We start from the raw sequence: 25021 nt of genomic DNA on the forward strand, positions 1-25021 counted from the left end.
GCGAAGGCGTGGGGGAACTTTCGAGCTACAGTGCCCCCACCGGAGCACCGGGTGCTCGTGGCTGTGGACGGCCCGGGGCATCCGGGCGGTGTTGACGTCGGAACGCACCTCGTAGATGACGTTCCTCGGCAGTGGGTCCGACGTTCGGCAGCCGGCGTAGGAGCGTCAGTACATCGACACGGTGCGCGAGCACCATCAAGACCGCCAGTGCGGCAACGAGAACGAGTGCAACGTCCGCTGTTCCGGCCGGCGTCGTCAGCAGCAGCGACAGAAGAAGCAGCGAGGTGACGACGAAGTTCTGGTATCCCATCCCCCACCTCCCTGGTGTGCCGCTGATCCGAGTCGTTGCTCAGGGTACAGATACCGACGGGTCTGTGCACTGTTGCCACGTGTTGCCCACTCGCGCCAGGCCGCGGCCGTGCACACACGCTCGCGTGAAATCAGGCAATCGATCGAGCTCCGCGTCGGCGTCGGACGACAACCCACTCAGGTAGCCGACATCGATACGCCCGGTCTGCTCGAATCGCTCCACGTTGTGACGCGCGATGTACGCATCGGGATTCAGGGCCGCCAATGCGAGCACGGTGAGTACCGCCCCGGCGCCCACTGCTCGTGGAATCCAGCGACCCGACATCCGCACACCAACGGCGAGCAGGAGCACGAACACCGATCCCAGCCACCACTCGACAGCCGTGACGAACAACCTCAAAGTGGTGTATCCGTACTGCTCCTCGTACAACGACATTCGATGCAGGGCCGACGCCACGATCACCATCGACAAGACACAGAGCGCGCCCAACAGGGCACGCAACGCAATACGGTCGCGTCGGGCGATGCGCTCGGCCTTGGTCACGGTGACCGCGATGACGAGCAAAGTCAGCACCGTCACCGCGAGCAACTGCCAGAAGCCCTGCCGCGCGTACTCGGCGTTGGTCAGACCCTCGGTGGTCAGAACGTGCCCCTGGCCGCCGAACAGCGTCGGCACCTGGAATCCGACGAACACGACGAACAGCGCGACCACCGCCCCCAGGGGAACCATCCACTCCCACAACTGCAGTGTTCGACGCGGCGACGGTGCGAGGCGATCGAACCGAGGCGGGTGCAGTGCAACGTACGACACGGCCAGCGCACCCGCTGCGGTGAGCAGGAAAACGAGGGTGCGTCCGACGATCGATGCGGCGTCGAACTCGGGCGTCACCGCGCCCAGTGCATCCGCGAACCGCTTGTCGGCCGCACCGAACAACGCCGCGAACACGACGCAGAGCGCAACGGTCACGACGGCCACCATGCCGATCCGCACCGGCCGCGGCCCCTCCAGGTCGATCGAACCGGCTCCGCGTCGGGTCCACCGAGCCACGCGCATCGGCAGAAACAACGGCAGGAGAGCGCCGAGTGCGATTCCCGTCCACGTCCAGGCACGGGAGAGGACCACCACTGCGACCACGATGGCAAGCGTCGTCGACATCGTCACGATCCATTCGGCCGCTCGCAGTGCAGACACACTCGCCAGTGCCAGCACTCCTGCCACGCCGGCCCATTCCCACCGCGATAGCCTGCCGCTGCGTGCTGCGAGCACAACGACCACGAAGGTCACGGCAGTGATCAGCACACCGAACGTGTTGTCCACCAACGTCACTGCACCGATCAGTCCAGCAAGAGCCGACCCGATGAGCGCCGCACGAGGGGGCTGCGAATACCGCAGCACCGGCCAGGTGCGCGGCCCCCAGGGAAAGCGCCCGTGCTTCGTTCTCGGATGAATCGGAATGTCGATCGTGCTCATGGCTCGTCCCTTTTTCTGTGTTTCGGGCATGGAAGGTCGGCGGCTGTAGTCCGGAGACGAGCAGTCGCGGTTCGGATGGATCGAGAAAGTCAGTGCTCGGGGATGGCCACTCTGATGTGGCAGCCGATTTCGCTGTCGAGAACTTCGATGGTTCCACCGTGCAGTTCGGTGGCCCAGCGGGCGATGCCGAGGCCGAGACCTGTTCCGCCGTCGGTGGATCCGCCGCGAGTGAATCGATCGAACACCGCGTGGCGATCGGCGAGCGCAATACCGGGGCCCTGGTCGATGACGTCGAATGCATACGCTCCGACGATTCGATGGGCCCGCAGCGTCACGGTGCTCGAAGAGGGCGAATGCCGCACGGCGTTGTCGACGAGGTTGGTGATCACCTGGGTCATGCGAGATCGGTCGGCCACGACGGTCGAATCGGCGGGCGAGACAACGATCGACACTCGTTCACGGTGAACGGAGGTCGCATCCTCGAGGAATTGCCGCACCGCGAACTCCTCCGGGGCAATGGTGAGAACACCGCCCTCCACCCGCGACAGGTCGAGCAGTTCACTGACCAGATCGCCGAGTCTTTCGGTCTGGCTCAGCGCCACCGACAGTGTTGCGGGATTCGCGTCGGTCACCCCGTCGACCATGTTCTCGAGCACGGCTTGCAGGGCAGCGATGGGCGTCTTCAACTCGTGCGAGACGTTGCCGATCAGTTCACGGCGATACTTCTCTGCGGCTTCCAGATCGTCTGCCATGGTGTTGAATGCGGTGGCGAGCTCTCCCACCTCGTCCCGCGAGGTGGCCCGCACGCGTTTCGAGTAGTCGCCACGCGCCATCGCCTTGGCCGCCGAGGTCATCTCGCGCAGCGGCGACGTCATTCCGTGAGCGACGAATTGTGTTGCGGCCAAGGAGACCACGAGCGCCGCGAGCAGTGTGTAGCGAAATTGCCAGCCCGCCCCGATCCAGAAGACGACACTGGCCAACACCAACACAGTGCCCACGACGAACGAGACCTTGAGCTTGAACGAGCGCAAGGGATCCAGCGGGCGCGGCAGCATGCGCATCATCGCGGCGACTCCACGGCATACCCGACGCCGTGCACCGTTCGAATGAGATCGCCACCGAGTTTGCGGCGCAATGCTTTCACGTGAGAGTCGACGGTTCGGCTGCTCGCGGAATCGTCCCAGCCCCACAATTGCGACAGCAGGGTCTCTCGCGAGACCGCGGTACGAGGACGAGCAGCGAGATAAGCCAGGATGTCGAATTCCGTTCTGGTCAAATGGATGTCGCCGGATTCGTTGGACACGCGTCGTTCACGGTGATCGATCTGCAGGTCGCCGACGCGGACGGAGTGGGTCTCGGCGGTCGCCGATCGCTCGGCGCGGCGAATCAGCGCGTGCACGCGAGCGACCAACTCTCGCATGCTGAACGGCTTGCCCAGATAGTCGTCCGCGCCGACGCCCAGGCCGACGAGCATGTCGGTCTCGTCGGACTTGGCCGTCAGCATCAACACCGGCACCGGCCGTGACGCTTGAATGCGGCGGCACACCTCGAGCCCGTCGAAACCGGGCAGCATCAGGTCCAGAACCACGAGGTCGGGATCGAATCGCGCACAGGCCTCCACAGCGGCGGGGCCATCGGCTGCGGTGACGACCTGGTACCCCTCGCCGCGGAGTCGCGCCGCTACGGCCTCGGAGATCGTGGGCTCGTCGTCCACGACGAGAACTGTGCGGCTCATGAGAACTGACCCTAGAGGGCGCAGATGGAGGAGTCCGTCGGGAAATGTGGAGGTTCGGTGAAGGTTCGAGCCGGACCGTCGGGTCGATCCCGAACTCGGCCGCACGTTCGATTTAGGGTCGGCTATCCTTCCGTTCGTTAGCCAACCCTTCCGAAAGGCGTCTCGATGCACTTCCGACCACTACATACGACTCTTGCGGTGTGCGCGATAGCGCTGACCACCGCAGGATTGCTCAGTGCTTGCTCGAACTCGAGTGACGAGGCGTCGCCTGCCGGAGGGACGGACACGGGCTCCTCGTCCAACTCGTCCGCATTTCCGGTCACGATCGAGCACGCGTTCGGTGAGACCGTCGTTCCCCAGGAACCCACTCGCATCGTCGTGGCGGGGTACACCGAGCAGGACACCGTGCTGGCGCTCGGCGTCATACCCGTCGGCGTCACGGAATGGTACGGCGAACAGCCGTACGCAACCTGGCCCTGGGCGCAGGCAGCGCTCGGCGACGCGCAACCAGAAGTGCTCTCGAACGACGATGGATTCGAGACGGAGAAGATTGCCGCACTCGAACCCGATCTGATCATCGCCACCAATGCCGGCCTGACGGCGGACACCTACGACATGCTCAGCGACATCGCACCGACGCTCGCGCAGTCCGACGCATCGACCGCCTACTTCGAGCCCTGGGACGTCCAGGCCGAGAAGATAGGACGCGCACTGGGCCAGAAGACCGAGGTCGATGCGTTGATCGACGGAGTGAACCAGAAGTTCGCGGACGCCGCTGCCGCACACCCGGAGTTCGCCGGCAAGAAGGCGATTTTCTTGCAGAACGCGTTCTACGAGGGCAAGGCGATTGCGTACCAGGACGGACTGAGCACAGACTTTCTCACCAAGCTCGGCTTCGCGATCCCCGACGACATCGACGCGTACGTTCCGGCCGACGGTAGCGCTCAGGCCAGTATTCCGCTGGAGAACCTGTCTGTACTCAACGTCGCCGACGTGCTGATCTGGGGAACCGAAGGACCCGGCGACCGCGCCCAGTTGGAGAAAGAAGCGGTGTACAACGCACTGGAGCCGGTGCAGGACGGCAACCTGGTCTTCACCGACGGGGTGACGGCCGGTGCGATCTACTTCACCAGCGTGCTGAGCCTGCCGTACGTCATCGACAAGCTGACCCCAGCGCTGACCGAAGCACTCGGCGGAACGGCAGCGACGATCACCAGCTGACAGGACCTGGCGGCCTAACGTGCGGCCGCGCGCTTGTCCATCCACATGGCGGTGGCCAGCACACCGAGGCCGGCCACCGCCAGGCCGGAGCCGACAGCGGCGGGTGCCGTGTAGCCGAAGCCGGCGGCGATCACGGCACCACCGACTGCCGCACCGATGGCATTGGCCAGGTTGAATGCGGCGTGGTTCAGCGATGCGGCCAGCGTCTGGGCGTCCTCGGCCACGTCCATCAACCTCGTCTGCAGACCGGGAACCACCGAGGAGCCGGATGCGCCGATCAGAAACACCAGTAGCAGAGCAGTGATCGGATTGTGTGCCGCTGCCACGAACAGCGCCAGGAACACTGCGGTCGCGGCCAGCCCGACGAAGGTGCCCTTGAGCTGGTACCGGTCTGCCAACCAGCCACCGGCGTAGTTGCCGGCGACCATTCCGAGTCCGTAGATCATCAGGGCGACCGGAACGAGCGCGCGAGCGAGACCGGCGACATCGGTCAACGTCGACGCGATGTAGGTGTACACCGCGAACATGCCACCGAATCCGACGATGCCCACGAACAGGGTCATCCACACCTGGCTGCGGCGCCGTGCACCGAGCTCGGTGATGGGGCTGGTGGTCGGCATGGCGTCGAGTCGCGGCATCCACACAGCGAGCGCGGCGACGGTGAGGGCTCCGATGACCGCCACGAGAGCGAACGCACTGCGCCAACCCAGCGCCTGCCCGATCCAGGTTGCCACCGGTACGCCGACGACGTTGGCGACCGAGAGACCCATCATCACCATCGCGACGGCTTTGGCCCGTTTACCTGGTTCGGCGAGATGGGCAGCCACCAGGGCGGCCACTCCGAAGTACGCACCGTGCGGCAGGCCCGCGACGAATCGCGAGGCGACGAGCTCGTTGAAACTGGGTGCGAACACCGTTCCGAGGTTGCCCAGAGTGAAGGCGACCATCAACACCAGCAGCAACATCCGCCGAGGAACGCGCGCGGCCAGGGCAGCGATGGTGGGCGCACCGACCACCACGCCGAGCGCGTAGGCAGAGATCATGTGGCCCGCGGAGGGCTCGGAGATCCCCATCGTGGTGGCGATGTCCGGCAGCAATCCCATCGACGCGAATTCCGTGGTGCCGATGCCGAAGCCGCCGATGGACAGGGCCAACATGGCGAGCCTGCGACGGGTCGAGTGCGGTCGATGACTGACACTCAGACCACTCGAGACCTTGCCGCGCACAGCGCTGACTCGGGAAAGAGCGGAATCGGTGACAGTCACAGCGGTACTACCTTCGTTTCGATCGGGGAATCGAGCAACAGGAACGGCGGCCGGCCGAATCGATTCAGCAGAGCGCAACCGAGTAAGAGAACAGCCAACCCGACCATTGTCTTCCCTCGGGCAACCTGTTTTCGAGTCGCAGCGCGGTGATTGTCCTCACCCGAGCATCTGCTCGAGTCCCACCGGCCGCCGCACCGAGCCCTTGTTCCTGCGACACGTCCGCACCCGCTAAGATCTTCGCCAGGTCATGAGTGCCAGCATCGAGCCCCGGCTTGCTGGCCGGCAACCCTCCAACCGCGGTGGGGTGCCCCGGGTGAACGACCGGGCCGATTCGGCACGCCGAGTGCCGAATCGACAAGCGCGGGTCCGCAGGCAGCGGACCCACTGAATCTTCGGCCTCCTGGGGCCGAGGCCTGTCAGGAGGTTCTCTCATGTGTTGCTGTACCGATACGCCCCGTAACGCTCGACTTCTCGAGCATCATTCGACATTCGATTCGTCTCAGACAGACTCGTCTCAGAAAACGGAGTATCACCAGCCATGACCGATTCGACCCCCGACATCGTCGACGCCACCGGAGCACCCACCGAGGATCCGTTCACCGACCCGGCGGCCAACTGGAGTTTCGAGACCAAGCAGATCCACTCGGGTCAGACCCCGGACGGCGCTACCAACGCCCGCGCATTGCCGATCTACCAGACCACCTCGTACACGTTCGACAACACCGATCACGCGGCCGCATTGTTCGGACTCGCAGAGCCGGGCAACATCTACACCCGCATCATCAACCCCACCCAGGACGTCGTGGAGCAGCGCATCGCCGCTCTCGAGGGTGGCGTCGCGGCACTGTTGCTCGCGTCGGGTCAGGCGGCCGAGACGTTCGCGATTCTCAATCTTGCGGAGGCAGGCGACCACATCGTCTCGAGCCCGCGGCTGTACGGCGGTACATACAACCTCTTCCACTACACGCTCCCCAAGCTGGGCATCACCGTCTCGTTCGTCGACGATCCCGATGATCTCGAGCAGTGGCGAGCCGCGATCACGCCGTCGACCAAGGCGTTCTACGGCGAATCGATCTCCAACCCGAAGAACGACATTCTCGATATCCCCGGCATCTCGGCGGTGGCCCACGAGAACGGCATCCCGTTGATCGTGGACAACACGGTGGCGACGCCGTACCTGCTGCAGCCGTTGAAGCACGGTGCCGACATCGTCGTGCATTCGGCGACCAAGTACCTGGGCGGGCACGGCACGGCGATCGCGGGCGTCATCGTCGACGGTGGCACCTTCGATTGGACGCAGGGCCGTCACCCCAACTTCACCACCGCGGATCCGAGCTACCACGGTGTGGTCTTCGCCGATCTCGGCGCGCCTGCATTCGCATTGAAAGCACGCGTGCAGTTGCTGCGTGACATCGGTGCGGCGGTCTCCCCGTTCAACGCCTTCCTCATCAGCCAAGGTATCGAGACGTTGAGCCTCCGAATCGAGCGGCACGTGGCGAACGCACAGAAGGTGGCGGAGTTCCTCGCCGGCCGCGACGACGTCGTCTCGATCAACTACGCCGGACTCGAATCGTCGCCGTGGTACCGACGCGGCCAGGAGTTGTTGCCCAAGGGGCAGGGTGCGATCGTCGCATTCGAGTTGAAGGGCGGAGTGGACGCGGGCAAGAAGTTCGTCAACGCGCTCACACTGCACAGTCACGTCGCTAACATCGGAGACGTGCGCTCACTCGTCATCCATCCCGCGTCCACCACCCATTCCCAGCTGACTCCCGACGAGCAGTTGGCATCGGGCGTGACGCCGGGTCTGGTTCGTCTGGCCGTGGGAATCGAGGGAATCGACGACATCATCGCCGATCTCGAGGTCGGCTTCAGCGCGGCGGCATCTTGAGTCACAGCTGCGACACAGGCGTTCGTCCGGAGGCGGTTCTTCCGTCTCCGGACGGGCGGCTGGGCACCATCGACATCGGCGGTCTCGATCTCGAGAACGGCGCTCGCATCCCCCAGGTCACCGTGGCGGTGCAGCGGTGGGGCGAACTCGCCACCGACCGCAGCAATGTCGTGCTCGTCGAACACGCCCTGACGGGCGATTCGCATGTGTCCGGTCCGCCGGATGCAGATCATGCGCTGCCCGGTTGGTGGAACGGAATGGTCGGACCCGGGCGCCCTATCGACACCGACGAGTGGTGCGTAGTGGCAACCAACGTGCTCGGCGGGTGCGGCGGCACCACCGGACCGAGCAGCATCTCGCCCGACGGCACACCGTACGGTTCGACGTTCCCCGAGATCTCCATCCGCGACCAGGTCGCGGCCGAGGCAGCCGTCGCCGACGCCCTGGGCATCGACCGCTTCGCCGCAGTCGTCGGCGGTTCGATGGGCGGCATGCGCACCCTCGAATGGATCGTCAGTCGCCCCGATCGAGTGGCGGCGGCACTGATTCTGGCAGTCGGAGCCCGGGCAACAGCCGACCAGATCGGCACGCAGACAACGCAGATCGCCGCGATCAAGGCGGATCCGGGTTGGCTCGGTGGCAACTACCACGCCACCGGAACATCTCCGACGGCCGGACTGGGTATCGCACGACGCATCGCGCATCTGACGTATCGCACCGAGAGCGAACTCGACATTCGGTTCGGCAACTCTGCGCAGAACGACGAGGATCCGTGGGCCGGCGGTCGCTACTCGGTGCAGAGCTACCTCGAGCACCAGGCCGCAAAGCTGGTCAATCGATTCGACGCGGCGACATATGTCCTACTCACCGAGGCAATGAACCGTCACGATGTGGGTCGTGGCCGCGGCGGTGTAGCCGAAGCTCTTGCGTCGGTACCGGTTCCGACCATCGTCGGCGGCGTCGATTCGGATCGTCTGTATCCACTGCGCTTGCAGAAGGAGATCGCTCGCGAACTCCCACAGTGCCGCGGACTCGAAGTGATCCAATCTCGCGACGGTCACGACGGCTTCCTCACCGAAGCCGACTCGGTGGCGAAACTGCTCGCCGAGACGATGGAACTCGCTCGCCTCGGACGCCGCTGACACCGACGGACCCTGGTCCGGTCGCTCCCCCAGGGTCCGCTCCTGGTATCAGTCGGTGCCCAGTGGGTCGATCGACAGCGACAAGAACACGATCGCTCCGCCGACGCAGCCCAACGCGAGCACGTCGAATCCGCGACTGCGCACGCTCAGGGTTCCGACCCGAGATTCGGGCAGGCACAATCGCAGCACCGCGGCCAGTAGCGCCGCACATCCGAAGATGAACGCGCCGCGCCGCCAGCGATCCGCCAGCACCAGAACGAGCGCGGCAAGCACGACGACCGACACCGCAACGATCGGTAGGTTACGTGCTACCGCTGCACGAAACCCCTGGTCGGATTCAGCTCGCGAATCCTCGGCGGCGTTCATCCTCGGATCGCTCAGCTCTCGGCTGCGGTGCGCTCGGCGCGCTCGACGACATTGGTGAGCAGGAAGGCTCGCGTCAGAGGTCCGACACCACCGGGGTTGGGCGAGAGGAAACCTGCTACCTCGGCAACACCGTCGGCGACGTCCCCGCGCAATCCGTCCTCGGTGCGGGTCACACCGACATCGAGGACGGCAGCACCGGGCTTGACCATGTCCGCGGTGATCAATCCCGGAACTCCGGCGGCGGCAACGATGATGTCGGCACGGGAGACCTCGGCGGCAAGATCGCGAGTTCCTGTGTGGCACAACGTCACCGTGGCGTTCTCCGACCGTCTCGTGAGCAACAGCCCGATAGGCCGACCGACCGTGACGCCGCGGCCGATGACCACCGCGTGCGCACCGTCGAGGGCCACGTCGTAACGACGCAGCAGGTGCACGATCCCGCGAGGGGTACACGGCAGCGCGGCGTCCTTACCGAGCACCAAACGGCCCAGGTTGATCGGATGTAGGCCGTCGGCGTCCTTGTCCGGATCGATCCGCTCCAGAGCAGCATTCTCGTCGAGATGCTTCGGCAGCGGCAGCTGCACGATGTATCCGGTGCACTCGGGGTTGGCGTTGAGTTCGTCGATCACTGCTTCGAGATCCGACTGGGTGATGTCCGCGGGTAGATCGCGACGAATCGAGGTGATCCCGACCTTGGCGCAGTCGTTGTGCTTGCCTCGGACGTACGCCGCAGAACCCGGGTCGTCTCCCACCAGGACAGTGGCCAGCCCTGGGGTTATGCCCTTCTCACGGAGCGCTGCCACGCGGGCGGTGAGATCGACGAATATCTCGTCACGGGTCGCTTTGCCATCGAGAATCGTTGCAGTCACCCGGCCATTGTTCCAGGCTCGAGGTCGACCGCGCCGCGCCGGTCCGAAGACCGCGTCAACCCTCCACGACGAGACCGTGCGCTCCGGCGTATGCCACGGCCTGCATCAGCTCGATCTTGGCACCCCGCACACTCGCGCTCACCCACAGGGACGGATCGGCGACGGCTCCGCGCAGGTCGGCCTCGTCGAACTTGGCGTCGACGGTGCGGGCTCCAGCGAAGTCGACCGAGCGCACTGTTGCTTTCCGAAAATCTGCAGACACCAGGTTCGCCTCCCGCATTCGACACCCCGTGAGGTCGAGACCGCGCAGGTCGACGTTCCCCAACGCCGCGAGAGTGAAATCGACCTCGTCGTAGGTCGCGGGCCGCATCCGACTGTCCACGAACACCGAACCCATCATGGTCGAGTGACGAAATGTGCTGTGCTGCAAGTTCGTCCGAGTGAAGGTGCACGATCGAAATGCAGAGTTCGTGTGGATCGATTCGGTCAGGTCGGTGCCGGTGAAATCGCATTCGGTGAACACGACCGACTCGGTTCGCACTCCACTCATGTCGGCATCGCGGAAGGTGCACCGGACGAATTTCCTGCCGTTCCACTCCTGCCCGTCCAATCGAGTGTCGGAAAAATCTTCACCGATGATCTGCTCGTCGTCCACCTGCCCCATACTTCCCCGGTTCGTGGTGGCAGAGTGAACCGGGTGTTTCGACTGATGTTCTTCGAGCCCCGAATCCCCCAGAACACCGGCAATGCAATTCGCCTGGTCGCCGGCACCGGATGCGAGCTGCACCTGGTGGGTCCGCTCGGCTTCGACATGTCCGAGCCGAAGCTCAAACGGGCCGGCTTGGACTACCACGATCTGGCGTCCGTCACCGTGCACCGAGACCTGCCGTCGGCCTGGTCGGCTCTGGCACCGACGCGAGTGTTCGCCTACACCGCCCACGCCACACGCTCGTACGCCGACGTTGCGTACGAGCCCGGCGATGTTCTCCTCTTCGGACCGGAACCCACAGGACTCCCCGACGAGGTCCTCGACGACCCGCACGTGAGCGACCGCCTTCGCATACCGATGATTCCCGGCCGTCGATCGCTCAACCTCGCCAACGCAGCGGCTGTGACGATGTACGAGGCATGGCGGCAACACGGGTACGAGGGCAGCGTCTGAGGAGTTTGCGTTCGAGTGCGCTCGAACCCCTAGCGTGCGTTTCATGACATCTGCAGCACAACGGACCGATTCACCACGTACCTGGCTCGTCACCGGAGCATCGTCCGGGTTGGGACGGGCGCTCACCGTAGCGGCCCTGGAAGCGGGCGACACCGTCGTCGCGGCCATGCGACGCCCCGAACGACTCGGCGACCTGATGGCCGAGTACCCGAAGTCGCTACTGCCCATGGCTTTCGACGTACGAGACACCGAGTCCGCGCCGACCGTCGTCGAGAGGACGATCGATCGATTCGGACGGGTCGACGTACTCGTCAACAACGGCGGCGTCGGGCAGATCGGTGCGGCCGAGGAAATCGACGACGCACGACTGCGCGACATGCTCGAACAGCATGTCGTCGGACCCGCCGCCCTGACCAGGGCCGTACTGCCGGGAATGCGTGCGCGTCGCGCAGGAACGATCGAGCAGATGAGTAGCCAGGGCGGCCGCATCTCATTCCCTGGAGCCGGTTCCTACTCGGCTGGAAAATTTGCACTGGAGGGTTGGTCGGAGGCACTGGCCGGCGAGGTCGCACCGTTCGGGATTCGAGTTCTGATCGTCGAGCCGAGTCGCTTTCGGACCGGTTTCAACAGTGCCGACGTACTCGAGCGCGCTGCGTCCACAGATGCGTACGCCGACGCTCTCGGCGCGATGAGAACCGACATGCTCGCCGCGAACGGACGACAGGAAGGTGATCCTCACCGCGCGGCGCGAATCATCCGTGACCTGGTCGAGGCCGACTCGGCTCCCCTTCGTATTCCGCTGGGACGCGAGGCCGTCCGACGGCTGCGCGAGTCCTACCGGCGGGAGCTCGCCTCACTCGAGACCCATGCCGAGGCGAGTGCCGGTGCGGATTTCCCGGGTGTTCCCGAATCTGTCCGGCCGGTCTGACACCGCTCGCCGGACTATCTTCTGTACTCATGGCGACGACGGACTTGATGAACAGGGCGCTGGCAGCCGCGGCGGATTCGGACGCACCGCTGACCGTCGAACTGGTACACGAGCTGATCGAGCCCGGAGAGCTCTCCGAACCACTCGGCATCTCAGAGGTTTCCGAGTTGCTCGATATCTCCGCACACACCCTTCGGTACTACGAACGGTGCGGTCTGATCGAGGTGGCCCGCGACGGGCTCGACCATCGCAGCTACGACAACGTAGCCATTCGTAGACTCGTGTTTCTCACCCGCATGCGGCTGTCGGGAATGCCGATGCGCGACTTGCAGCACTACGTCGAGCTCGTCGACGGCGGAGAGCACACCGTTCCGGAACGACTCGACATGCTCGTCGAGCATCGAGACACCGTTCGACGCCGCATCCGCGAACTGCAGCTCTCGCTGGTGGCAACCGAATACAAGATTGCTAGGTACGGCGGTACAACCGGTCCCTGACGCCGCGAGGTCAGGCCGAAGCCCGGACCGGTTCGGGCGTGCCACCCCCTTCCTCGGACGCGAAATCAATTGTGAGCGTCGATAAATGGGCAGGCCGATCGTCTGTGACAACGAACCGTCACACGTGCCCCCACGGCTCGACACTGACGATCCGGTCTCGATGAGATCGGCAGTGTTCGACGCGTCTGCGCCACAGCGGCGGGCGGTAGCTGTCGGTAACGATTTCCTTGCGATCGGCGGGCATCGGCGCTTGCGCCCCCGCCCCGCCGAGTACCGACTCGGGCGTGACGGACAACCCTGATGCGAACACCGAAATATCAAGCGAAGGAACAGAATTCGATTTATCGACCGAAGCGAAGGACAGTGCCGCGAACGCACCACCGGCGGCCACGACAGCTCCGGCAAGGGTACGCAAAACCGGACTTCCACGACGATTCATTCCCGGATGTCGGCGGCACCGTTACACAAACCGAGCAGGTTGCTGCCGTGAACGACTCGAGCGGGGTACCGTGTGCCGCACCGACCCGTTTCGCTCGTGAAGGAGCTTTCTGTTGTTCTCTGTTTCCCAGCCCCGCCGTTCTTCGTCCTCCTCCTCCACCACGCGCACGTCGAGTCGGTTCGGTAGCCGAATTGCCCGCACCGCAGCAATATTCGCCCTCGGCTCAGGAATGACCGCCGCGGCGCTGGTGGGTGCCGGCACCGCGTCGGCTGCCCCCGTCAACTGCGTGTCTCCGCCCTCGGCCAACGACATCCAGGTCGACGGCACCGCCAGCTGCGGCGCCACCTCGGAGGGCACCGGCCGTGCCACCGCCGGTGCTGCTGACAGCGGTACCGCGGTCAGCGTCAACGACGGCCCAGGCGCAACGACCACCTACGCCAACGGATACGGCGTCGCACTCGGAGCCAGCAAGAATGCGGGTACGGCCTACGCTCTCGCGCTCGGCGGGGGCATCGCACACTCGTGGGCCGACGCCGGCCAAACGACTCTCGCCGTCGCCGGGTGGGGATCCGGTGCTACATCCGAAGGTCAGGGTGTCGATTGCGTCGGCCCGCTGTCTCTCGCTCTGAATCTTTCCAGCGGCCAGTTCTGCGTCCTCGGTAGCTGATCTTCGGGGACACGATCTCCCGTCGTCGAACGGAGCCGATTACCCGCAGCTACTGCTCGAGGTAATCGGCTCCGCCGACGTAGACGACATGCCCTGATTTTTCGATCGGATCGGCGCATGCTTCCACCACAGCCGTAGCGAATTCGGCGACTGTCGGAAGCGCACCGTGAGCGGTACGAGCGGCCACCGCGTCGGGGTTGCGGCGTTCCAGCAGAGTGACGACGATCGTGCCCTCGATCATGTCTCCCGAGACGACGACCAATTCGATGCCTCGACTCTCGAAGTGGGGAATCGAGTCGCGCAGGGCGTCTTCTCCTGCACGCTTGCTGGCGGCAATGGGCTCGTACTCGACAGGCACCGGCTTTCGGCCGTGAAAATGCGCCTGATGACTGGTGAGGAAAACGATGCGCGAGCCGGGCTTCATCCGACCAGTGGCCGCGCGAGCCAATGCAACCTGGGCGTCGCGGTTGATGCTCATCGCGTAGCCGGGATCGGCACCGAGCTCGAGTCCACCGGATGCGTTGAGCACCAGTACATCGAGAGCGCCGAACTCGGTGACAACCGAGTCGAGCATCGCCTCGATTGCGACTGGATCGGTGACGTCGGCTCCGACAGCCAGAGCTCGCCCCCCACCCTCCTCGATCGTTCGCACCACGGCGTCGGCCCTGCGCTTCTTCTCTCGGTAGTTCACTGCAACCATCGCACCTTCCGCACCCAGCTGCACCGCGGCTTCGGCTCCGATGCCACGGGATGCGCCGGTGATCAACACCGACTTTCCTGCCATACGTCGGGTCATCGAGATCCTCCTCGAGCTTCGATTTTCGAACTGCTTCGATTTTCGAACCACTATGATGAAGCGCGATGGAAATGGCAAACGCACCCCGCCGATCGATGATGGCCGTGCTCGATCTCCTGGGGCAGCGATGGAACATGCGCATTTTGTGGGAACTACGCGACGGGCCGCTCGGGTTCCTCGAACTCAGGCGACGAACCGACGACGTCTCGTCCAGCGTTCTCGCCACCCGACTGCGCACGCTCGTCGATGCGCGAGTGCTACTGAAAGACTCGGATGGGACCTATCGCCTGACCGAACTCGGCGACGAGCTGGGGCCGGCACTGGAACCACTATGGCAATGGGCGCAACGATGGGACGAAGGCAACGCGCCCGCCGACCGGCGACCCTGAGCAACTGCGTCGAACCCCTCACCCACCGCGCTCTGCTCCATCACCCCGACACTCTGGACTGGTCTGCGGAGTCATGGACTCGCGCCGACCGGCATACTCGAAAAATGAGGAATTCGCGCGCGGCCGCTCGCCCTAGGGCGCTGTCGCTGCACGGCCGGATACGAGTGTTGACGATGAGTGTGGCGGCCCTCGCCGTAGCCGTGAGCGCGCTGGCGATCTATCTCGTTGCGGAGCAAGCCTTACGTTCGCAGATCATCGACCGCGTCGGCCGCAACAGCGACGCCATCATCGCCAGCGCGACATCCGGCCTGCCTGCCGGTTTGCTCGGCTTCGGCATCGAAGACACCGAGGGCACCAAGGTAAAAGTAGCGCTGGTGACGAGCGACGGCGCGTTGGTGACGTCGACGAACGGTAGCGAACCGTTCATCAACTCGGACGGCACCCTGGACGGCCCTGAACAATCTGTCGTCGACGGTAGCGTCGATCGGTCGCTGCGTGAGGTCCGTGGCTACTACCTCTCGGCCCAACGCACCGACTCAGGCGCAACAATCATGGTGGCCGAATCGCTCAGCGAAGCGTCACCACTGCTCGCCAAGCTCACACTTGCACTCGTTATCGTCGGGGCATTCCTCGTAGCGCTGGCCGGTGTCGCCGGTGCCGCTGTTGCCCGAACCGGACTCCGACCGGTCCGACGCCTCCGTGCCGGCACCGAAAGAGTCGCCAGAACTGGAAGTTTCGAGCCGATCGACGTCAACGGAGACGACGAACTGGCCTCACTCGCCAACAGCTTCAACGAAATGTTGGCAGCGCTGTCGCGATCGCGAGAACGCCAAGGGCAGTTGATCGTCGATGCAGGTGCCGAACTGATGCAGCCGTTGACGGCACTGCGGACGAACATCGACCTACTGATGTCTCTCGACCGGCCCGACTCACCGGACATGCCCGAGGAAGAGCAGGATCGTCTACGCGTCGAGGTGATCGCTCAGATGGATGTCATCATCGGGTTGGTGCACGATTTGGTCGACCATGCCCGGGAACCCGCGCCGACACCCCGCTGACACTCGATGCGACGCAGTCGAAGTCGATCGCTTCACGACGAGAGTCGCGCACCGGTCAGCTCTTCGGACGCTTCCCACAGCCGGCGTGCGTCGTCCATGTTGCGCAGTGGCTTCCACAGCCCGACCTCGGCCGGCGGTCCACCGATCAACCGGGTGGGACCGACGAACTGATCACCGCGCGAGGCTGTACCCGCCGCGGCGATAACGCCCGGTTGCGCGGCGCTGTCCACTGTTCCTGCGATGCCGACGCGGGCAAGAACACCGATGAGCCGTCGTCCCGCAGAGTCTTTCGGACGCCCCAGACCTGGTTGGGCCGCAAGCAGATTGGTCGGTGAAATTCCGGGATGGGCCATGTTGCTGGCGATTCCCCACCCACCGGCCCTGCTGCGTGCGTCGAGTTCGCGAGCGAACAAGGCCACCGCGAGCTTCGACTGACTGTATGCCTTCATGACGTCGTAGGAACGCTCCCAGTTCAGGTCGTCCCAGTTGATGGTCCCCGATCGCGCCGCGATGCTCGTCTGATGGGTAACTCGCGCACGACCGGCCCGAAGAAGCGGCAACAGGGCCAGGGTGAGTGCGAAATGACCGAGGTGGTTGGTTCCGAACTGCAGCTCGAATCCGTCCTGAGTGACTTGGCGCTCGGGTGGCTGCATGACTCCTGCGTTGTTGACGAGCACATCGATCGGCCGTCCTTCGGAGACGAGCTGGCTCGCCAGCGCTGTAACCGAATTCAGTGACGACAGGTCCAACTCGCGGGTGCTGACCTGCGCGCCGGGTACCGAAGCCCGGATCGACTCGGCTGCGCGCTCCCCCTTGGCGGCAGAGCGCACCGGCATGACGACCTCTGCTCCGGCCCGCGCGAGCCGCGTCGCGATGACCGTGCCGATCCCGTCACTGGCTCCCGTGACGACGGCGCGCTTGCCGGTCAGGTCGGGGATGGATAGATCTGCGATGCGGCCCATATCAAGCTCCTCGGGTGTTGTGATCGTCCGGCTCGGACGTGCAGAACCCATGTTCGACTACCGTTTCGGGCTTATCCAGGACTTCCCGATCCACTGATACTCCGACACCCTGCACCGAGTCAGGACAGGACCTGTGTTCCCACCACCGCGAGCAGTTCCAATTTGGCGTAGCTCTCGCTGCCGGGTACTGCCGTGTACACCAACAGCCGATGCGCTTGCTCCGGGTCGAGAAGGGTCTGGCAGTTCAGTTGCAACATGCCGACCGTCGGGTGCAGGAACCGCTTGGACTCGGGTGGATGCACCCCCACTTCGCGCTTCTCCCACAGGGTTCGGAACTCCTCGCTGACCTCGTGCAGCTCGGCGGCCAGATGCGCTGCTGTCGAGTCCGGCCCGCGAAGAGTGACGATCTCGCGCAGCCCCGACGCATACACCCGAGACAGCACGGCACGCTCGTCGGGCGGGTACGACTGCTGGGTAGCGGGGTCGGTGAACCAGCGATATCCCAGACTCCGGTTCGGCCCGGTGCGCAACGACGCATCGCCGGTCAATGCCGCGCCCAGCGGCGTCTGGCGCAGAGTTTCACCGAGCTCGGACACGATCTCGGCGGGGGTGTCGTTCAGTCGGTCCAGTATCCGCAGCAATCCTGGGCTGATGTGGTCGGTCGAGATCCCGCGCACAGGAGGAGCGTGCCCGGCGAGGCGGAACACGTGATCACGCTCGCCCAGCGACAGGTGCAAACCCTGCGCGATCGACGCAATCATCTGCTCCGACGGCGCCGGACCGGACCCACGTTCGAGCCGGGCGTAGTAGTCGGTCGACATATGGCACAGTTCGGCGACCTCCTCGCGTCGAAGGCCCTGCGTTCGCCTGCGCTGTCCGCGTGGAAGGCCGATGTCCTCGGGCTGCAACGACTCACGCCGCTGCCGAAGAAAAGCGGCCAACTCCGGCCGATCGATCATCACAGACCTCCTTCCGTCGAATGCGGTTGGTGCTTCCGCAATTGTGCCCTCTCCACGGTGGCTATTGTCGAACGATGAGCGCTCCCTTGACCATCGTCACCGGTGGCAGCCGCGGGATCGGTGCCGCCGTGTCCCGACGGTTGGCTGCCGACGGGCACGATGTGGTGATCGGCTACCGTTCCGATGCCGTCGCTGCCGAGAGACTCGCCACCGAGTTGTCGACATCCGGCCGAACTGTGGTCGCGGTATGCGCCGACACCACCGACGAGCAGGCGGTCTCCGCCCTGTTCGCCGCGGCCGCGGAGATCGGCACCCTCACCGGATTGGTGAACAACGCGGGCTCGGCACGCGCCGTCGGGATGCTGGTGGACAACGACATCGAGACCATCAGAGCAGACCTCGATGTCAACTTGATCGGGGTGATCACCTGCTGCAAATATGCGATCGCAGCGATGGCCGAATCGGGTGGAGCAATCGTCAACATGTCCTCTGCTGCCGCCACCCTCGGTAGCCCCGGAATGTACGTGCACTACGCGGCAGCCAAGGCTGCGGTCGATACACTGACCGTGGGTCTGTCCAAAGAGGTTGCCGCGCAAAATATTCGGGTCAATGCAGTGGCACCCGGAATCATCGAAACCGACTTCCACCGAGATCGACAACGGCCGCAGAAGATGGCGTCGAACATCCCCCTCGGTCGCCCAGGTGTGCCGGACGAGATTGCCGGTGCGGTGTCGTGGCTGCTCTCCGCCGATGCGCGGTACGCCACCGGAACCGTCGTTCGGGTGGCCGGCGGTATGTGAACGCCTCGGCTGCCACTAACGAGGTGCGATGCGGTGCAGTTCGACTTCGTCGAGCGCCCCGTTCTCGGCAACGGCCGTCATGTAGGTGCAGAACGGTTGCCGACGCCGATCCGTAGGAGATCCAGGGTTGAGCAGCCGTAGACCGTTGTCCGCGAAGGTGTCCCACGGTATGTGACTGTGCCCGAACACGAGGACGTCCGCCTCCGGGTATGCCGCCGCCATGCGTCGTTCACGGCCCGTCGCGGCACCGGTCTCGTGCACCACGGTGAACCGAACTCCGCCGAGCAAGACGTCGGCGCGCTCGGGCATCAGAGCCCGCAACTCGTCACCGTCGTTGTTCCCCCAGCACGCGACCAGAGAACGCGACCGCTGCGACAGTGCCTCGAACGATGCGAGGTCCACCCAATCACCGGCATGGATCACGACATCTGCGTCGTCGACAGCCGACCACACTTCGTCGGGCAGGTCGCGAGCACGCTTCGGGAGATGAGTGTCGGCAATCAGCAGCAGCTTCACCACTCGATTGTGCACGCGAGCGGTGCGGCCCGGTCAACGAAAGTCCCTCGACCTGGATGCGACTCGCAGATCCATCAGTTGCAGATGGTCTGCCACCACGGTCACCGCGCCCTCTGCGTTCTGCACTTTGCCTCGAATGAGCAACGCCGGAGCCGTGATTGCCAACTTGCGGTACTTGGCCCACAATCCCACCGAGCACACCACGTTGACCATGCCGGTTTCGTCCTCGAGGTTGATGAACGTGACGCCTCCGGCAGTGGAAGGCCGCTGGCGATGCGTCACCGCACCGCCGACGAGGACTCGGTCTCCATCGGGGATCTGCAGCAGCCGATTCGCAGGAACCACCCCGAGAGATTCGAGCCGATCTCGAAAGAATTGGGTGGGGTAGGAATTCGGCGAGACCCCGGTTGCCCAGACATCGGCCGACGCCAGATCGAGGTCCGTCATACCCGGCAGCGCAGGCGCTTTCGTCGACGCGCCGATGCCGGGGAGAAGACCAGGCCGCTCCCCCGCGGCCGCGCCGGCAGCCCACAACGCCTCTCGACGTGTGATGCCGAAACACCCTAGTGCGCCGGCCGTGGCCAGTGCTTCCGCCTGCGCAACCGACAGTTCGACACGACCGGTCAGATCCAGGAACGAGACGTACGGCCCGTGCGAGTTCCGAGCATCGACGATCTTCTGAGCCAGTGCGGTACCGATGAACTTCACATCGGCCAACCCCATGCGAATCTCGAGGCCGTCTCCCTCGAGATTCGCATGACCGAGACTGGCATTCACGTCGGCACCGTGTACCAGCACGCCGTGCCGCCTGGCATCGGCGACCAAGGACTGCGGTGAGTAGAAACCCATCGGCTGGGCGCGCAGCAAGCCTGCACAGAAGGCCGCCGGATGATGCAACTTGAACCACGACGAATAGAAGACCAACGAGGCAAAACTCTGCGAATGACTCTCGGGGAAGCCGAAATTGGCGAATGCCGACAGCTTTTCGTAGATTCGGTCGGCAGCCTCACCGGTGATGCCGTGCAGATCGCGCATCCCGTCGTAGAATCGCCCGCGCAGCAGCTCCATCTTCTCCGGTGATCGCTTCGATCCCATGGCACGACGCAATTGATCTGCGTCGGCGGCACTGAAACCGGCGACATCGATGGCCATCTGCATCAGCTGTTCCTGGAACAGCGGAACTCCGAGAGTTCGATCGAGTGCCTTCTTGAGCGACGGGTGCTCGAAGATCACCGGCTCCAGCCCGTTGCGACGCTTGATGTACGGGTGCACCGAACCACCCTGGATCGGACCGGGACGGATCAGGGCGACCTCGACCACCAGATCGTAGAAGTTACGTGGCTTGAGCCTCGGCAGAGTGGCCATCTGCGCGCGGGATTCGACCTGGAACACCCCCACCGAATCGGCTCGTTGAAGCATCTCGTACACCTCGGGCTCGGACAGGTCGATCGAGGCGAGGTCGATGTCGATGCCCTTGTGCTCGGCGATCAGGTCCATCATGTAGTGCAGAGCCGAGAGCATGCCCAGCCCGAGCATGTCGAACTTCACCAAACCCACTGCAGCACAATCGTCTTTGTCCCACTGCAGCACACTGCGATTCTCCATCGTCGCCCACTCCACCGGGCAGACATCTGCGATCGGCCGATCGCAGATCACCATGCCGCCGGAGTGAATGCCGAGGTGCCGCGGGAACCCCTCGATCTGCCGCGCGAGTTGGAGAACCGACTCGGGAATACCGTCACCTTCCTGATCACCGATTCCGGACCAGCGGGTGATCTGCTTGCTCCACGCGTCCTGTTGCCCCTGCGAGAAGCCGAGTGCGCGGGCCATGTCTCGTACCGAGGACTTGCCGCGGTAGGTGATGACGTTGGCCACCTGAGCGGCATGGGTACGGCCGTACTTGGCGTAGACGTGCTGGATCGCCTCCTCGCGGCGATCCGATTCGATGTCGATGTCGATATCGGGTGGGCCGTCGCGTTCGGGTGCCAGGAACCGCTCGAACAGCAACTTGTTGGCCACCGGGTCGACGTTGGTGATGCCGATGGCGTAGCAGACAGCAGAGTTCGCTGCCGAACCTCTTCCCTGACAGAGAATGTCGTGTGTCTTGCAGAAATGGACGATGTCGTGGACCACCAGAAAGTAGCCCGGGAACTCGAGCCGCTCGATGATGTCGAGTTCGTATTCGAGCTGCGAATACGCCGCCGGATTCGCCGATTGCGGGCCATAGCGTCGGGCCGCGCCCTCGAACGTGAGTCGCCGCAGATAACTGATCTCGGTGTAACCGTCGGGCACCTCGAACGGCGGCAGGCGTGGCGCGATCAGTTTCAGATCGAACGAGCACTCACGACCGAGCTCGACGGCACCGCGTACCGCGCCCGGATAGTGCTCGAACAATTCGGCCATCTCCGCCCCGGACCGAAGATGTGCGCCGCCTGTCGGTGCCATCCAACCGGCGGCCTCGTCCAAGCTGCTGCGCGCACGTACCGCAGCCATTGCCATGGCCAACCTCCTGCTGCGCGGACTCGCGTAGTGCGCGGCCGTGGTCGCGATCATCGGAAGGCTGTACTTGCGAGCCAGTGCCGCGAGCGCATCGTTGCGCTCGTCGTCGTCGGCAACTCCGTGCCGGGTGAGTTCGACGGTCACGCGGTCGGGACCGAAGCGGTCGACGAGAGTGCGCAGTGCGGCCTCGGCCGCCTCCGGACCACCGCGCGAGAGTGCCTGCCGAACATGACCCTTCCGGCAACCGGTGAGAATCTGCCAGTGCCCGCCTGCAGCTTCGGTGAGCTCGTCGATGTCGTACTGCGGCTTGCCTTTGACCCCACCGGCCAGGTGCGCGGCCGCGATCCGACGCGAGAGCCGTCGATACCCCTCTTGACCGCGGGCGAGCACCAACAGATGAGTGCCGTCGGGGTCGGTTGCTCCGGCCCTGGATCGGTCGCTGTCGAGCGATAGTTCGGCACCGAACACGGTTCCGATGCCGAGAGCTCTGGCCGCCTCTGCGAAGCGAACGACTCCGTAGAAACCATCGTGATCGGTGATGGCGATGGATTCGAGGCCGAGGCGTACCGCTTCTTCGACCATCTCCTCCGGCTGCGAGGCACCGTCGAGAAAGCTGAACGCCGAGTGCGCATGCAATTCTGCATACGGCGTCGTGGACAGCACGGGCTTGTCGATGGTGCGGTCGTAGACGTCCCTCTTTCGCGACCACGCCGGGCTGTCGCCGCCGTCGCCCTCGGCCGCAGGCTTGGGACGTCCGGACAGGACGCGCTCCATCTCCGACCACGTGGGTGGTCCGTCGTTCCATCCCATCGAGCCCTCCCCACACCACATTGCCGTTGCATCGAACACTTGTTCTAATGAGAGCACGAGGGTCCGACACGATCAACTACAGTCGAGTCGCCACTGACCCCTTCCACAGAGCCGGAGCACCGTCGTGACCCGTTGGGCCTCGTTCGTCGTATCGCACAAACGATGGGTACTGGCAGTCGTCGTTGTCGTCGTCGCCGTCGGCGGGGTGTTGGGACTGAGCGTCTTCTCGAAACTGAGCGAGGGCGGCTACGCCGACGCCGGCAGTGAGTCGTCCGAGGTAGCACGGCTGGTGCAGGGCATCGGTCAGCCGACACCGGATATCGTGGCGATCTACACCGCACCCGACGGCGAAACGATCGACGACATCGGGCCCCGAGTACAGGCGACGCTCGACGAGTTCACCGGTCGATACACCCTCGGCAACGTGAATTCGTACTGGACCGCAGACCCGGTCAGCAAAGAATTCCTGGTCTCGAAGGACCGAACGAAGGCGCTGGTGACGGTATCCCTCGGCGCCAACTCGGGCGTCACGTTCAATACCTTCGGCGAACTTCCGCCCCAGCTCGAAGTGCCCGGCGTCGAATCGCAGTTCGCCGGAGCGTCGGTGGTCGGAGTTTCGCTCAGTGAGACCCTCGAAAGCGACCTCGTCCGCTCGGAGCTCATCGCTGTTCCCATCACACTGCTGCTGCTGATCTTCATCTTCGGCGGCGTGATCGCCGCGGCGGTTCCGGTGTTCGTCGGCATCCTGAGCGTGCTCAGCTCCCTGGCGATCCTGCGTGTCCTCACCGAGTTCACCGAAGTCAGTTCGTTCTCGATCAACGTCGCGTCTCTGTTGGGGCTCGGCCTGGCCATCGACTACGGATTGTTCATCGTCAGCAGGTTCCGTGAGGAATTGCGAAGCGGGTCGACGTCGGTCGACGCGACCGTCCGCACTGTGGCCACTGCCGGCAAGACCGTCGTCTTCTCGGGACTGCTGTTGGTCTGTGCGTTCGCCGGCATGCTCGTCTTCCCCCAGGCGGTGATCCGGTCCCTCGGATTCGGTGCCATGGCCGCGGTGGCGAGCGCCGCGGCCCTGTCACTGACCGTCGTTCCGGCACTGCTCGCAATTCTCGGCACCCGAATCAATTCCTGGACCTGGTCACGCACCGTGTCCGATCGCAGCGATGCACGCGCACACAAGTTCTGGGGTGGTGTGGTCACCCGTGTGATGAAGCATCCGGGGATCGTCGCAGCCGTCATCGTCGCTGGGTTGCTGATCATCGCCACCCCGATCCTCAAGGTCTCGCTCGGCGAGGTCGACTACACGGCGTTGCCGAAAGACAACCCTGCGCGCATGGCGTTCGAGACACTCGGTGCCGACTTCGAGTCGACCGGTGACGGTGCCACCGTCGTTCTTCGTGGCCTGGACGGCGTCAAGCCTCAGGGCGCACCCATTGCGGCTCTGACTTCGGCTGTGGAATCCACGCCCGGTATCGCCCGCGCCGAATTCATCGGTTCCAAAGACGATTTCGTGACCCTCGAGGCGGCCTACAGTGAACCGACCGGTGGACTGACCGAGGCCGAATCCCAATCCGACTCAGTGTCTGCATTGCGTTCGATCACCCCTCCGGACGGGACCGAGATCCTCGTCGGCGGCAGCCGCGCGAACATCGACGACGGAAATGCGGCCATTGCGAAGTGGCTACCGGTGATGATCTCGATCATGGTGGTCTCGACGCTGGTACTGCTGTTCCTGGCGTTCGGCTCGATCGTGTTGCCGATCAAGGCCGTACTGATGGCAGGGCTGAGCTTGGGCGCGACATTCGGTGCCCTGACGTGGGTGTTTCAGGAAGGCCACGGGGCAGGACTGATCGGCGTCACTCCAGGACCACTCGAATCGACGTTCGTGGTCCTCATCCTCGCGGTCATCTTCGGCTTGTCGACCGACTACGAAGTGTTCCTGATGTCTCGCATGGTCGAAGCTCGCGCGGCGGGAGCGAGCACCGAAGAAGCCGTTGTCTTCGGTGCTCAGCGCACCGGACGTATCGTCACCGCCGCAGCGCTGATTCTGATCGTGGTCACCGGGGCGTTCACCATCTCGGGTCTGTCGATCATGAAGTTTCTCGGCTTCGGCGTCATTCTCGCCCTGATCATCGACGCCACCATCATCCGCATGCTGCTGGTTCCGTCCTTGGTCAAGCTCATGGGTGAGGCCAATTGGTGGGCTCCGGCATGGATGAAGAAAGTGCACGACAAGGCCGGTATAGGCCACTAGCCCAGGAACTTACTTCGGA

At 64.4% G+C, this 25021-nt stretch carries 25 protein-coding genes and 1 riboswitch; of the genes, 11 read left to right on the forward strand and 14 right to left on the reverse strand.

What is annotated here, in order from left to right; genetic code table 11:
• Positions 1-25 precede the first annotated feature (25 nt).
• The 4 genes from CH305_RS25735 to CH305_RS25750 all read right to left on the reverse strand — a co-directional run bounded on the left by CH305_RS25735 (position 26) and on the right by CH305_RS25750 (position 3515).
• A complete protein-coding gene (locus tag CH305_RS25735) occupies positions 26-310 on the reverse strand; it encodes a DUF6412 domain-containing protein (RefSeq protein ID WP_052057980.1) in 285 nt (94 codons plus the stop codon).
• A 39-nt stretch (positions 311-349) separates the two neighbouring features.
• The gene (locus CH305_RS25740) at positions 350-1780 is read right to left on the reverse strand and encodes a DUF4153 domain-containing protein (protein ID WP_094705420.1); all 1431 of its coding nucleotides are present in this window, start codon (positions 1778-1780) and stop codon (positions 350-352) included.
• Positions 1781-1869: 89 nt separating this feature from the next.
• Entirely contained in the window at positions 1870-2841 is a 972-nt protein-coding gene (locus CH305_RS25745; RefSeq protein ID WP_094705552.1) for a HAMP domain-containing sensor histidine kinase, read from the reverse strand.
• Entirely contained in the window at positions 2841-3515 is a 675-nt protein-coding gene (locus CH305_RS25750) for a response regulator transcription factor (RefSeq protein ID WP_094705554.1), read from the reverse strand. The genes CH305_RS25745 and CH305_RS25750 overlap by 1 nt, the downstream gene beginning before the upstream one ends.
• A gap of 165 nt (positions 3516-3680) precedes the next feature.
• On the opposite strand from CH305_RS25750, the gene CH305_RS25755 reads away from it, so the two are divergent.
• The gene (locus CH305_RS25755; protein ID WP_094705422.1) at positions 3681-4736 is read left to right on the forward strand and encodes an ABC transporter substrate-binding protein; all 1056 of its coding nucleotides are present in this window, start codon (positions 3681-3683) and stop codon (positions 4734-4736) included.
• A gap of 14 nt (positions 4737-4750) precedes the next feature.
• On the opposite strand, the gene CH305_RS25760 is transcribed toward CH305_RS25755, so the two are convergent.
• Positions 4751-5893, reverse strand: coding sequence for an MFS transporter (locus CH305_RS25760; protein WP_094705556.1), 1143 nt, complete (start codon positions 5891-5893; stop codon positions 4751-4753).
• 351 nt (positions 5894-6244) lie between these two features.
• Positions 6245-6368, forward strand: a riboswitch (SAM riboswitch).
• A 171-nt stretch (positions 6369-6539) separates the two neighbouring features.
• Here CH305_RS25760 and CH305_RS25765 point away from each other — a divergent pair.
• Positions 6540-7889: a bifunctional o-acetylhomoserine/o-acetylserine sulfhydrylase gene (locus tag CH305_RS25765; protein WP_080734248.1), complete on the forward strand. Its 1350-nt coding sequence runs from the start codon at positions 6540-6542 to the stop codon at positions 7887-7889.
• A complete protein-coding gene (locus CH305_RS25770; protein ID WP_052057977.1) occupies positions 7886-9031 on the forward strand; it encodes a homoserine O-acetyltransferase in 1146 nt (381 codons plus the stop codon). Before CH305_RS25765 ends, CH305_RS25770 begins: the two co-directional genes overlap by 4 nt.
• 48 nt (positions 9032-9079) lie before the next feature.
• On the opposite strand, the gene CH305_RS25775 is transcribed toward CH305_RS25770, so the two are convergent.
• The 3 genes from CH305_RS25775 to CH305_RS25785 are packed head-to-tail and all read right to left on the reverse strand — an operon-like array spanning position 9080 to position 10930.
• Positions 9080-9397, reverse strand: coding sequence for a DUF3017 domain-containing protein (locus tag CH305_RS25775; RefSeq protein ID WP_052057976.1), 318 nt, complete (start codon positions 9395-9397; stop codon positions 9080-9082).
• Between the two features lie 11 nt (positions 9398-9408).
• Positions 9409-10266 (reverse strand): bifunctional methylenetetrahydrofolate dehydrogenase/methenyltetrahydrofolate cyclohydrolase, encoded by an 858-nt coding sequence (locus CH305_RS25780; protein ID WP_037147890.1) that lies wholly within the window; start codon positions 10264-10266, stop codon positions 9409-9411.
• 55 nt (positions 10267-10321) lie between these two features.
• Positions 10322-10930 (reverse strand): pentapeptide repeat-containing protein, encoded by a 609-nt coding sequence (locus CH305_RS25785; protein ID WP_032404717.1) that lies wholly within the window; start codon positions 10928-10930, stop codon positions 10322-10324.
• Between the two features lie 33 nt (positions 10931-10963).
• On the opposite strand from CH305_RS25785, the gene CH305_RS25790 reads away from it, so the two are divergent.
• Genes CH305_RS25790 through CH305_RS25800 form a run of 3 tightly spaced genes read left to right on the forward strand, consistent with a single transcriptional unit; the run spans position 10964 to position 12853 of the window.
• Entirely contained in the window at positions 10964-11428 is a 465-nt protein-coding gene (locus CH305_RS25790) for a tRNA (cytidine(34)-2'-O)-methyltransferase (RefSeq protein WP_170944539.1), read from the forward strand.
• Between the two features lie 43 nt (positions 11429-11471).
• The gene (locus tag CH305_RS25795) at positions 11472-12356 is read left to right on the forward strand and encodes an SDR family oxidoreductase (RefSeq protein ID WP_094705424.1); all 885 of its coding nucleotides are present in this window, start codon (positions 11472-11474) and stop codon (positions 12354-12356) included.
• A 29-nt stretch (positions 12357-12385) separates the two neighbouring features.
• Entirely contained in the window at positions 12386-12853 is a 468-nt protein-coding gene (locus CH305_RS25800; RefSeq protein WP_094705426.1) for a MerR family transcriptional regulator, read from the forward strand.
• A gap of 118 nt (positions 12854-12971) precedes the next feature.
• Here the strand turns inward: CH305_RS25800 and CH305_RS25805 are convergent, their stop codons facing one another.
• Positions 12972-13244, reverse strand: coding sequence for a hypothetical protein (locus tag CH305_RS25805; RefSeq protein WP_037147885.1), 273 nt, complete (start codon positions 13242-13244; stop codon positions 12972-12974).
• A gap of 160 nt (positions 13245-13404) precedes the next feature.
• Here CH305_RS25805 and CH305_RS25810 point away from each other — a divergent pair, with 160 nt between their 5' ends.
• Positions 13405-13959 carry a DUF6764 family protein gene (locus CH305_RS25810; RefSeq protein WP_176457479.1) on the forward strand — a complete coding sequence of 185 codons (555 nt, stop codon included), beginning with the start codon at positions 13405-13407 and terminating at the stop codon, positions 13957-13959.
• A 49-nt stretch (positions 13960-14008) separates the two neighbouring features.
• Here the strand turns inward: CH305_RS25810 and CH305_RS25815 are convergent, their stop codons facing one another.
• Positions 14009-14755, reverse strand: a complete 747-nt coding sequence (locus CH305_RS25815) for an SDR family oxidoreductase (protein WP_218828618.1) — start codon at positions 14753-14755, stop codon at positions 14009-14011.
• A gap of 65 nt (positions 14756-14820) precedes the next feature.
• On the opposite strand from CH305_RS25815, the gene CH305_RS25820 reads away from it, so the two are divergent.
• Positions 14821-15144: a helix-turn-helix domain-containing protein gene (locus CH305_RS25820; RefSeq protein ID WP_256983991.1), complete on the forward strand. Its 324-nt coding sequence runs from the start codon at positions 14821-14823 to the stop codon at positions 15142-15144.
• 104 nt (positions 15145-15248) lie between these two features.
• The gene (locus tag CH305_RS25825; protein ID WP_094705432.1) at positions 15249-16202 is read left to right on the forward strand and encodes a HAMP domain-containing protein; all 954 of its coding nucleotides are present in this window, start codon (positions 15249-15251) and stop codon (positions 16200-16202) included.
• 32 nt (positions 16203-16234) lie between these two features.
• Here CH305_RS25825 and CH305_RS25830 read toward each other — a convergent pair whose 3' ends face one another.
• Both CH305_RS25830 and CH305_RS25835 read right to left on the reverse strand, forming a co-directional pair.
• Positions 16235-17164, reverse strand: a complete 930-nt coding sequence (locus CH305_RS25830; RefSeq protein WP_094705434.1) for an SDR family oxidoreductase — start codon at positions 17162-17164, stop codon at positions 16235-16237.
• Positions 17165-17283: 119 nt separating this feature from the next.
• Positions 17284-18123 carry a helix-turn-helix transcriptional regulator gene (locus CH305_RS25835; protein WP_032404708.1) on the reverse strand — a complete coding sequence of 280 codons (840 nt, stop codon included), beginning with the start codon at positions 18121-18123 and terminating at the stop codon, positions 17284-17286.
• Positions 18124-18197: 74 nt separating this feature from the next.
• On the opposite strand from CH305_RS25835, the gene CH305_RS25840 reads away from it, so the two are divergent.
• The gene (locus CH305_RS25840) at positions 18198-18923 is read left to right on the forward strand and encodes an SDR family NAD(P)-dependent oxidoreductase (protein ID WP_037147874.1); all 726 of its coding nucleotides are present in this window, start codon (positions 18198-18200) and stop codon (positions 18921-18923) included.
• 15 nt (positions 18924-18938) lie between these two features.
• On the opposite strand, the gene CH305_RS25845 is transcribed toward CH305_RS25840, so the two are convergent.
• On the reverse strand, positions 18939-19439 hold the full coding sequence (locus CH305_RS25845) for a metallophosphoesterase (protein ID WP_094705560.1): 501 nt from the start codon (positions 19437-19439) through the stop codon (positions 18939-18941).
• 33 nt (positions 19440-19472) lie between these two features.
• Entirely contained in the window at positions 19473-22748 is a 3276-nt protein-coding gene (locus tag CH305_RS25850) for an error-prone DNA polymerase (RefSeq protein WP_094705436.1), read from the reverse strand.
• Between the two features lie 124 nt (positions 22749-22872).
• On the opposite strand from CH305_RS25850, the gene CH305_RS25855 reads away from it, so the two are divergent.
• Positions 22873-25002, forward strand: a complete 2130-nt coding sequence (locus CH305_RS25855; protein ID WP_094705438.1) for an MMPL family transporter — start codon at positions 22873-22875, stop codon at positions 25000-25002.
• Positions 25003-25021: the final 19 nt, after the last annotated feature.

Source organism: Rhodococcus sp. 15-649-2-2 (assembly GCF_002258645.1).
In the GTDB taxonomy this organism is placed as follows: Bacteria; Actinomycetota; Actinomycetes; order Mycobacteriales; family Mycobacteriaceae; genus Rhodococcoides.

What these genes read in the sequence shown, in the direction of transcription:
- CH305_RS25735 (WP_052057980.1), bottom strand. Translation starts at nt 310, where the DNA reads ATGGGATACCAGAACTTCGTCGTCACCTCGCTGCTTCTTCTGTCGCTG.
- CH305_RS25740 (WP_094705420.1), bottom strand. Translation starts at nt 1,780, where the DNA reads ATGAGCACGATCGACATTCCGATTCATCCGAGAACGAAGCACGGGCGC.
- CH305_RS25745 (WP_094705552.1), bottom strand. Translation starts at nt 2,841, where the DNA reads ATGCGCATGCTGCCGCGCCCGCTGGATCCCTTGCGCTCGTTCAAGCTC.
- CH305_RS25750 (WP_094705554.1), bottom strand. Translation starts at nt 3,515, where the DNA reads ATGAGCCGCACAGTTCTCGTCGTGGACGACGAGCCCACGATCTCCGAG.
- CH305_RS25755 (WP_094705422.1), top strand. Translation starts at nt 3,681, where the DNA reads ATGCACTTCCGACCACTACATACGACTCTTGCGGTGTGCGCGATAGCG.
- CH305_RS25760 (WP_094705556.1), bottom strand. Translation starts at nt 5,893, where the DNA reads ATGTTGGCCCTGTCCATCGGCGGCTTCGGCATCGGCACCACGGAATTC.
- CH305_RS25765 (WP_080734248.1), top strand. Translation starts at nt 6,540, where the DNA reads ATGACCGATTCGACCCCCGACATCGTCGACGCCACCGGAGCACCCACC.
- CH305_RS25775 (WP_052057976.1), bottom strand. Translation starts at nt 9,397, where the DNA reads ATGAACGCCGCCGAGGATTCGCGAGCTGAATCCGACCAGGGGTTTCGT.
- CH305_RS25785 (WP_032404717.1), bottom strand. Translation starts at nt 10,930, where the DNA reads ATGGGGCAGGTGGACGACGAGCAGATCATCGGTGAAGATTTTTCCGAC.
- CH305_RS25795 (WP_094705424.1), top strand. Translation starts at nt 11,472, where the DNA reads ATGACATCTGCAGCACAACGGACCGATTCACCACGTACCTGGCTCGTC.
- CH305_RS25800 (WP_094705426.1), top strand. Translation starts at nt 12,386, where the DNA reads ATGGCGACGACGGACTTGATGAACAGGGCGCTGGCAGCCGCGGCGGAT.
- CH305_RS25815 (WP_218828618.1), bottom strand. Translation starts at nt 14,755, where the DNA reads ATGACCCGACGTATGGCAGGAAAGTCGGTGTTGATCACCGGCGCATCC.
- CH305_RS25820 (WP_256983991.1), top strand. Translation starts at nt 14,821, where the DNA reads ATGGAAATGGCAAACGCACCCCGCCGATCGATGATGGCCGTGCTCGAT.
- CH305_RS25825 (WP_094705432.1), top strand. Translation starts at nt 15,249, where the DNA reads ATGAGGAATTCGCGCGCGGCCGCTCGCCCTAGGGCGCTGTCGCTGCAC.
- CH305_RS25830 (WP_094705434.1), bottom strand. Translation starts at nt 17,164, where the DNA reads ATGGGCCGCATCGCAGATCTATCCATCCCCGACCTGACCGGCAAGCGC.
- CH305_RS25835 (WP_032404708.1), bottom strand. Translation starts at nt 18,123, where the DNA reads ATGATCGATCGGCCGGAGTTGGCCGCTTTTCTTCGGCAGCGGCGTGAG.
- CH305_RS25840 (WP_037147874.1), top strand. Translation starts at nt 18,198, where the DNA reads ATGAGCGCTCCCTTGACCATCGTCACCGGTGGCAGCCGCGGGATCGGT.
- CH305_RS25850 (WP_094705436.1), bottom strand. Translation starts at nt 22,748, where the DNA reads ATGGGATGGAACGACGGACCACCCACGTGGTCGGAGATGGAGCGCGTC.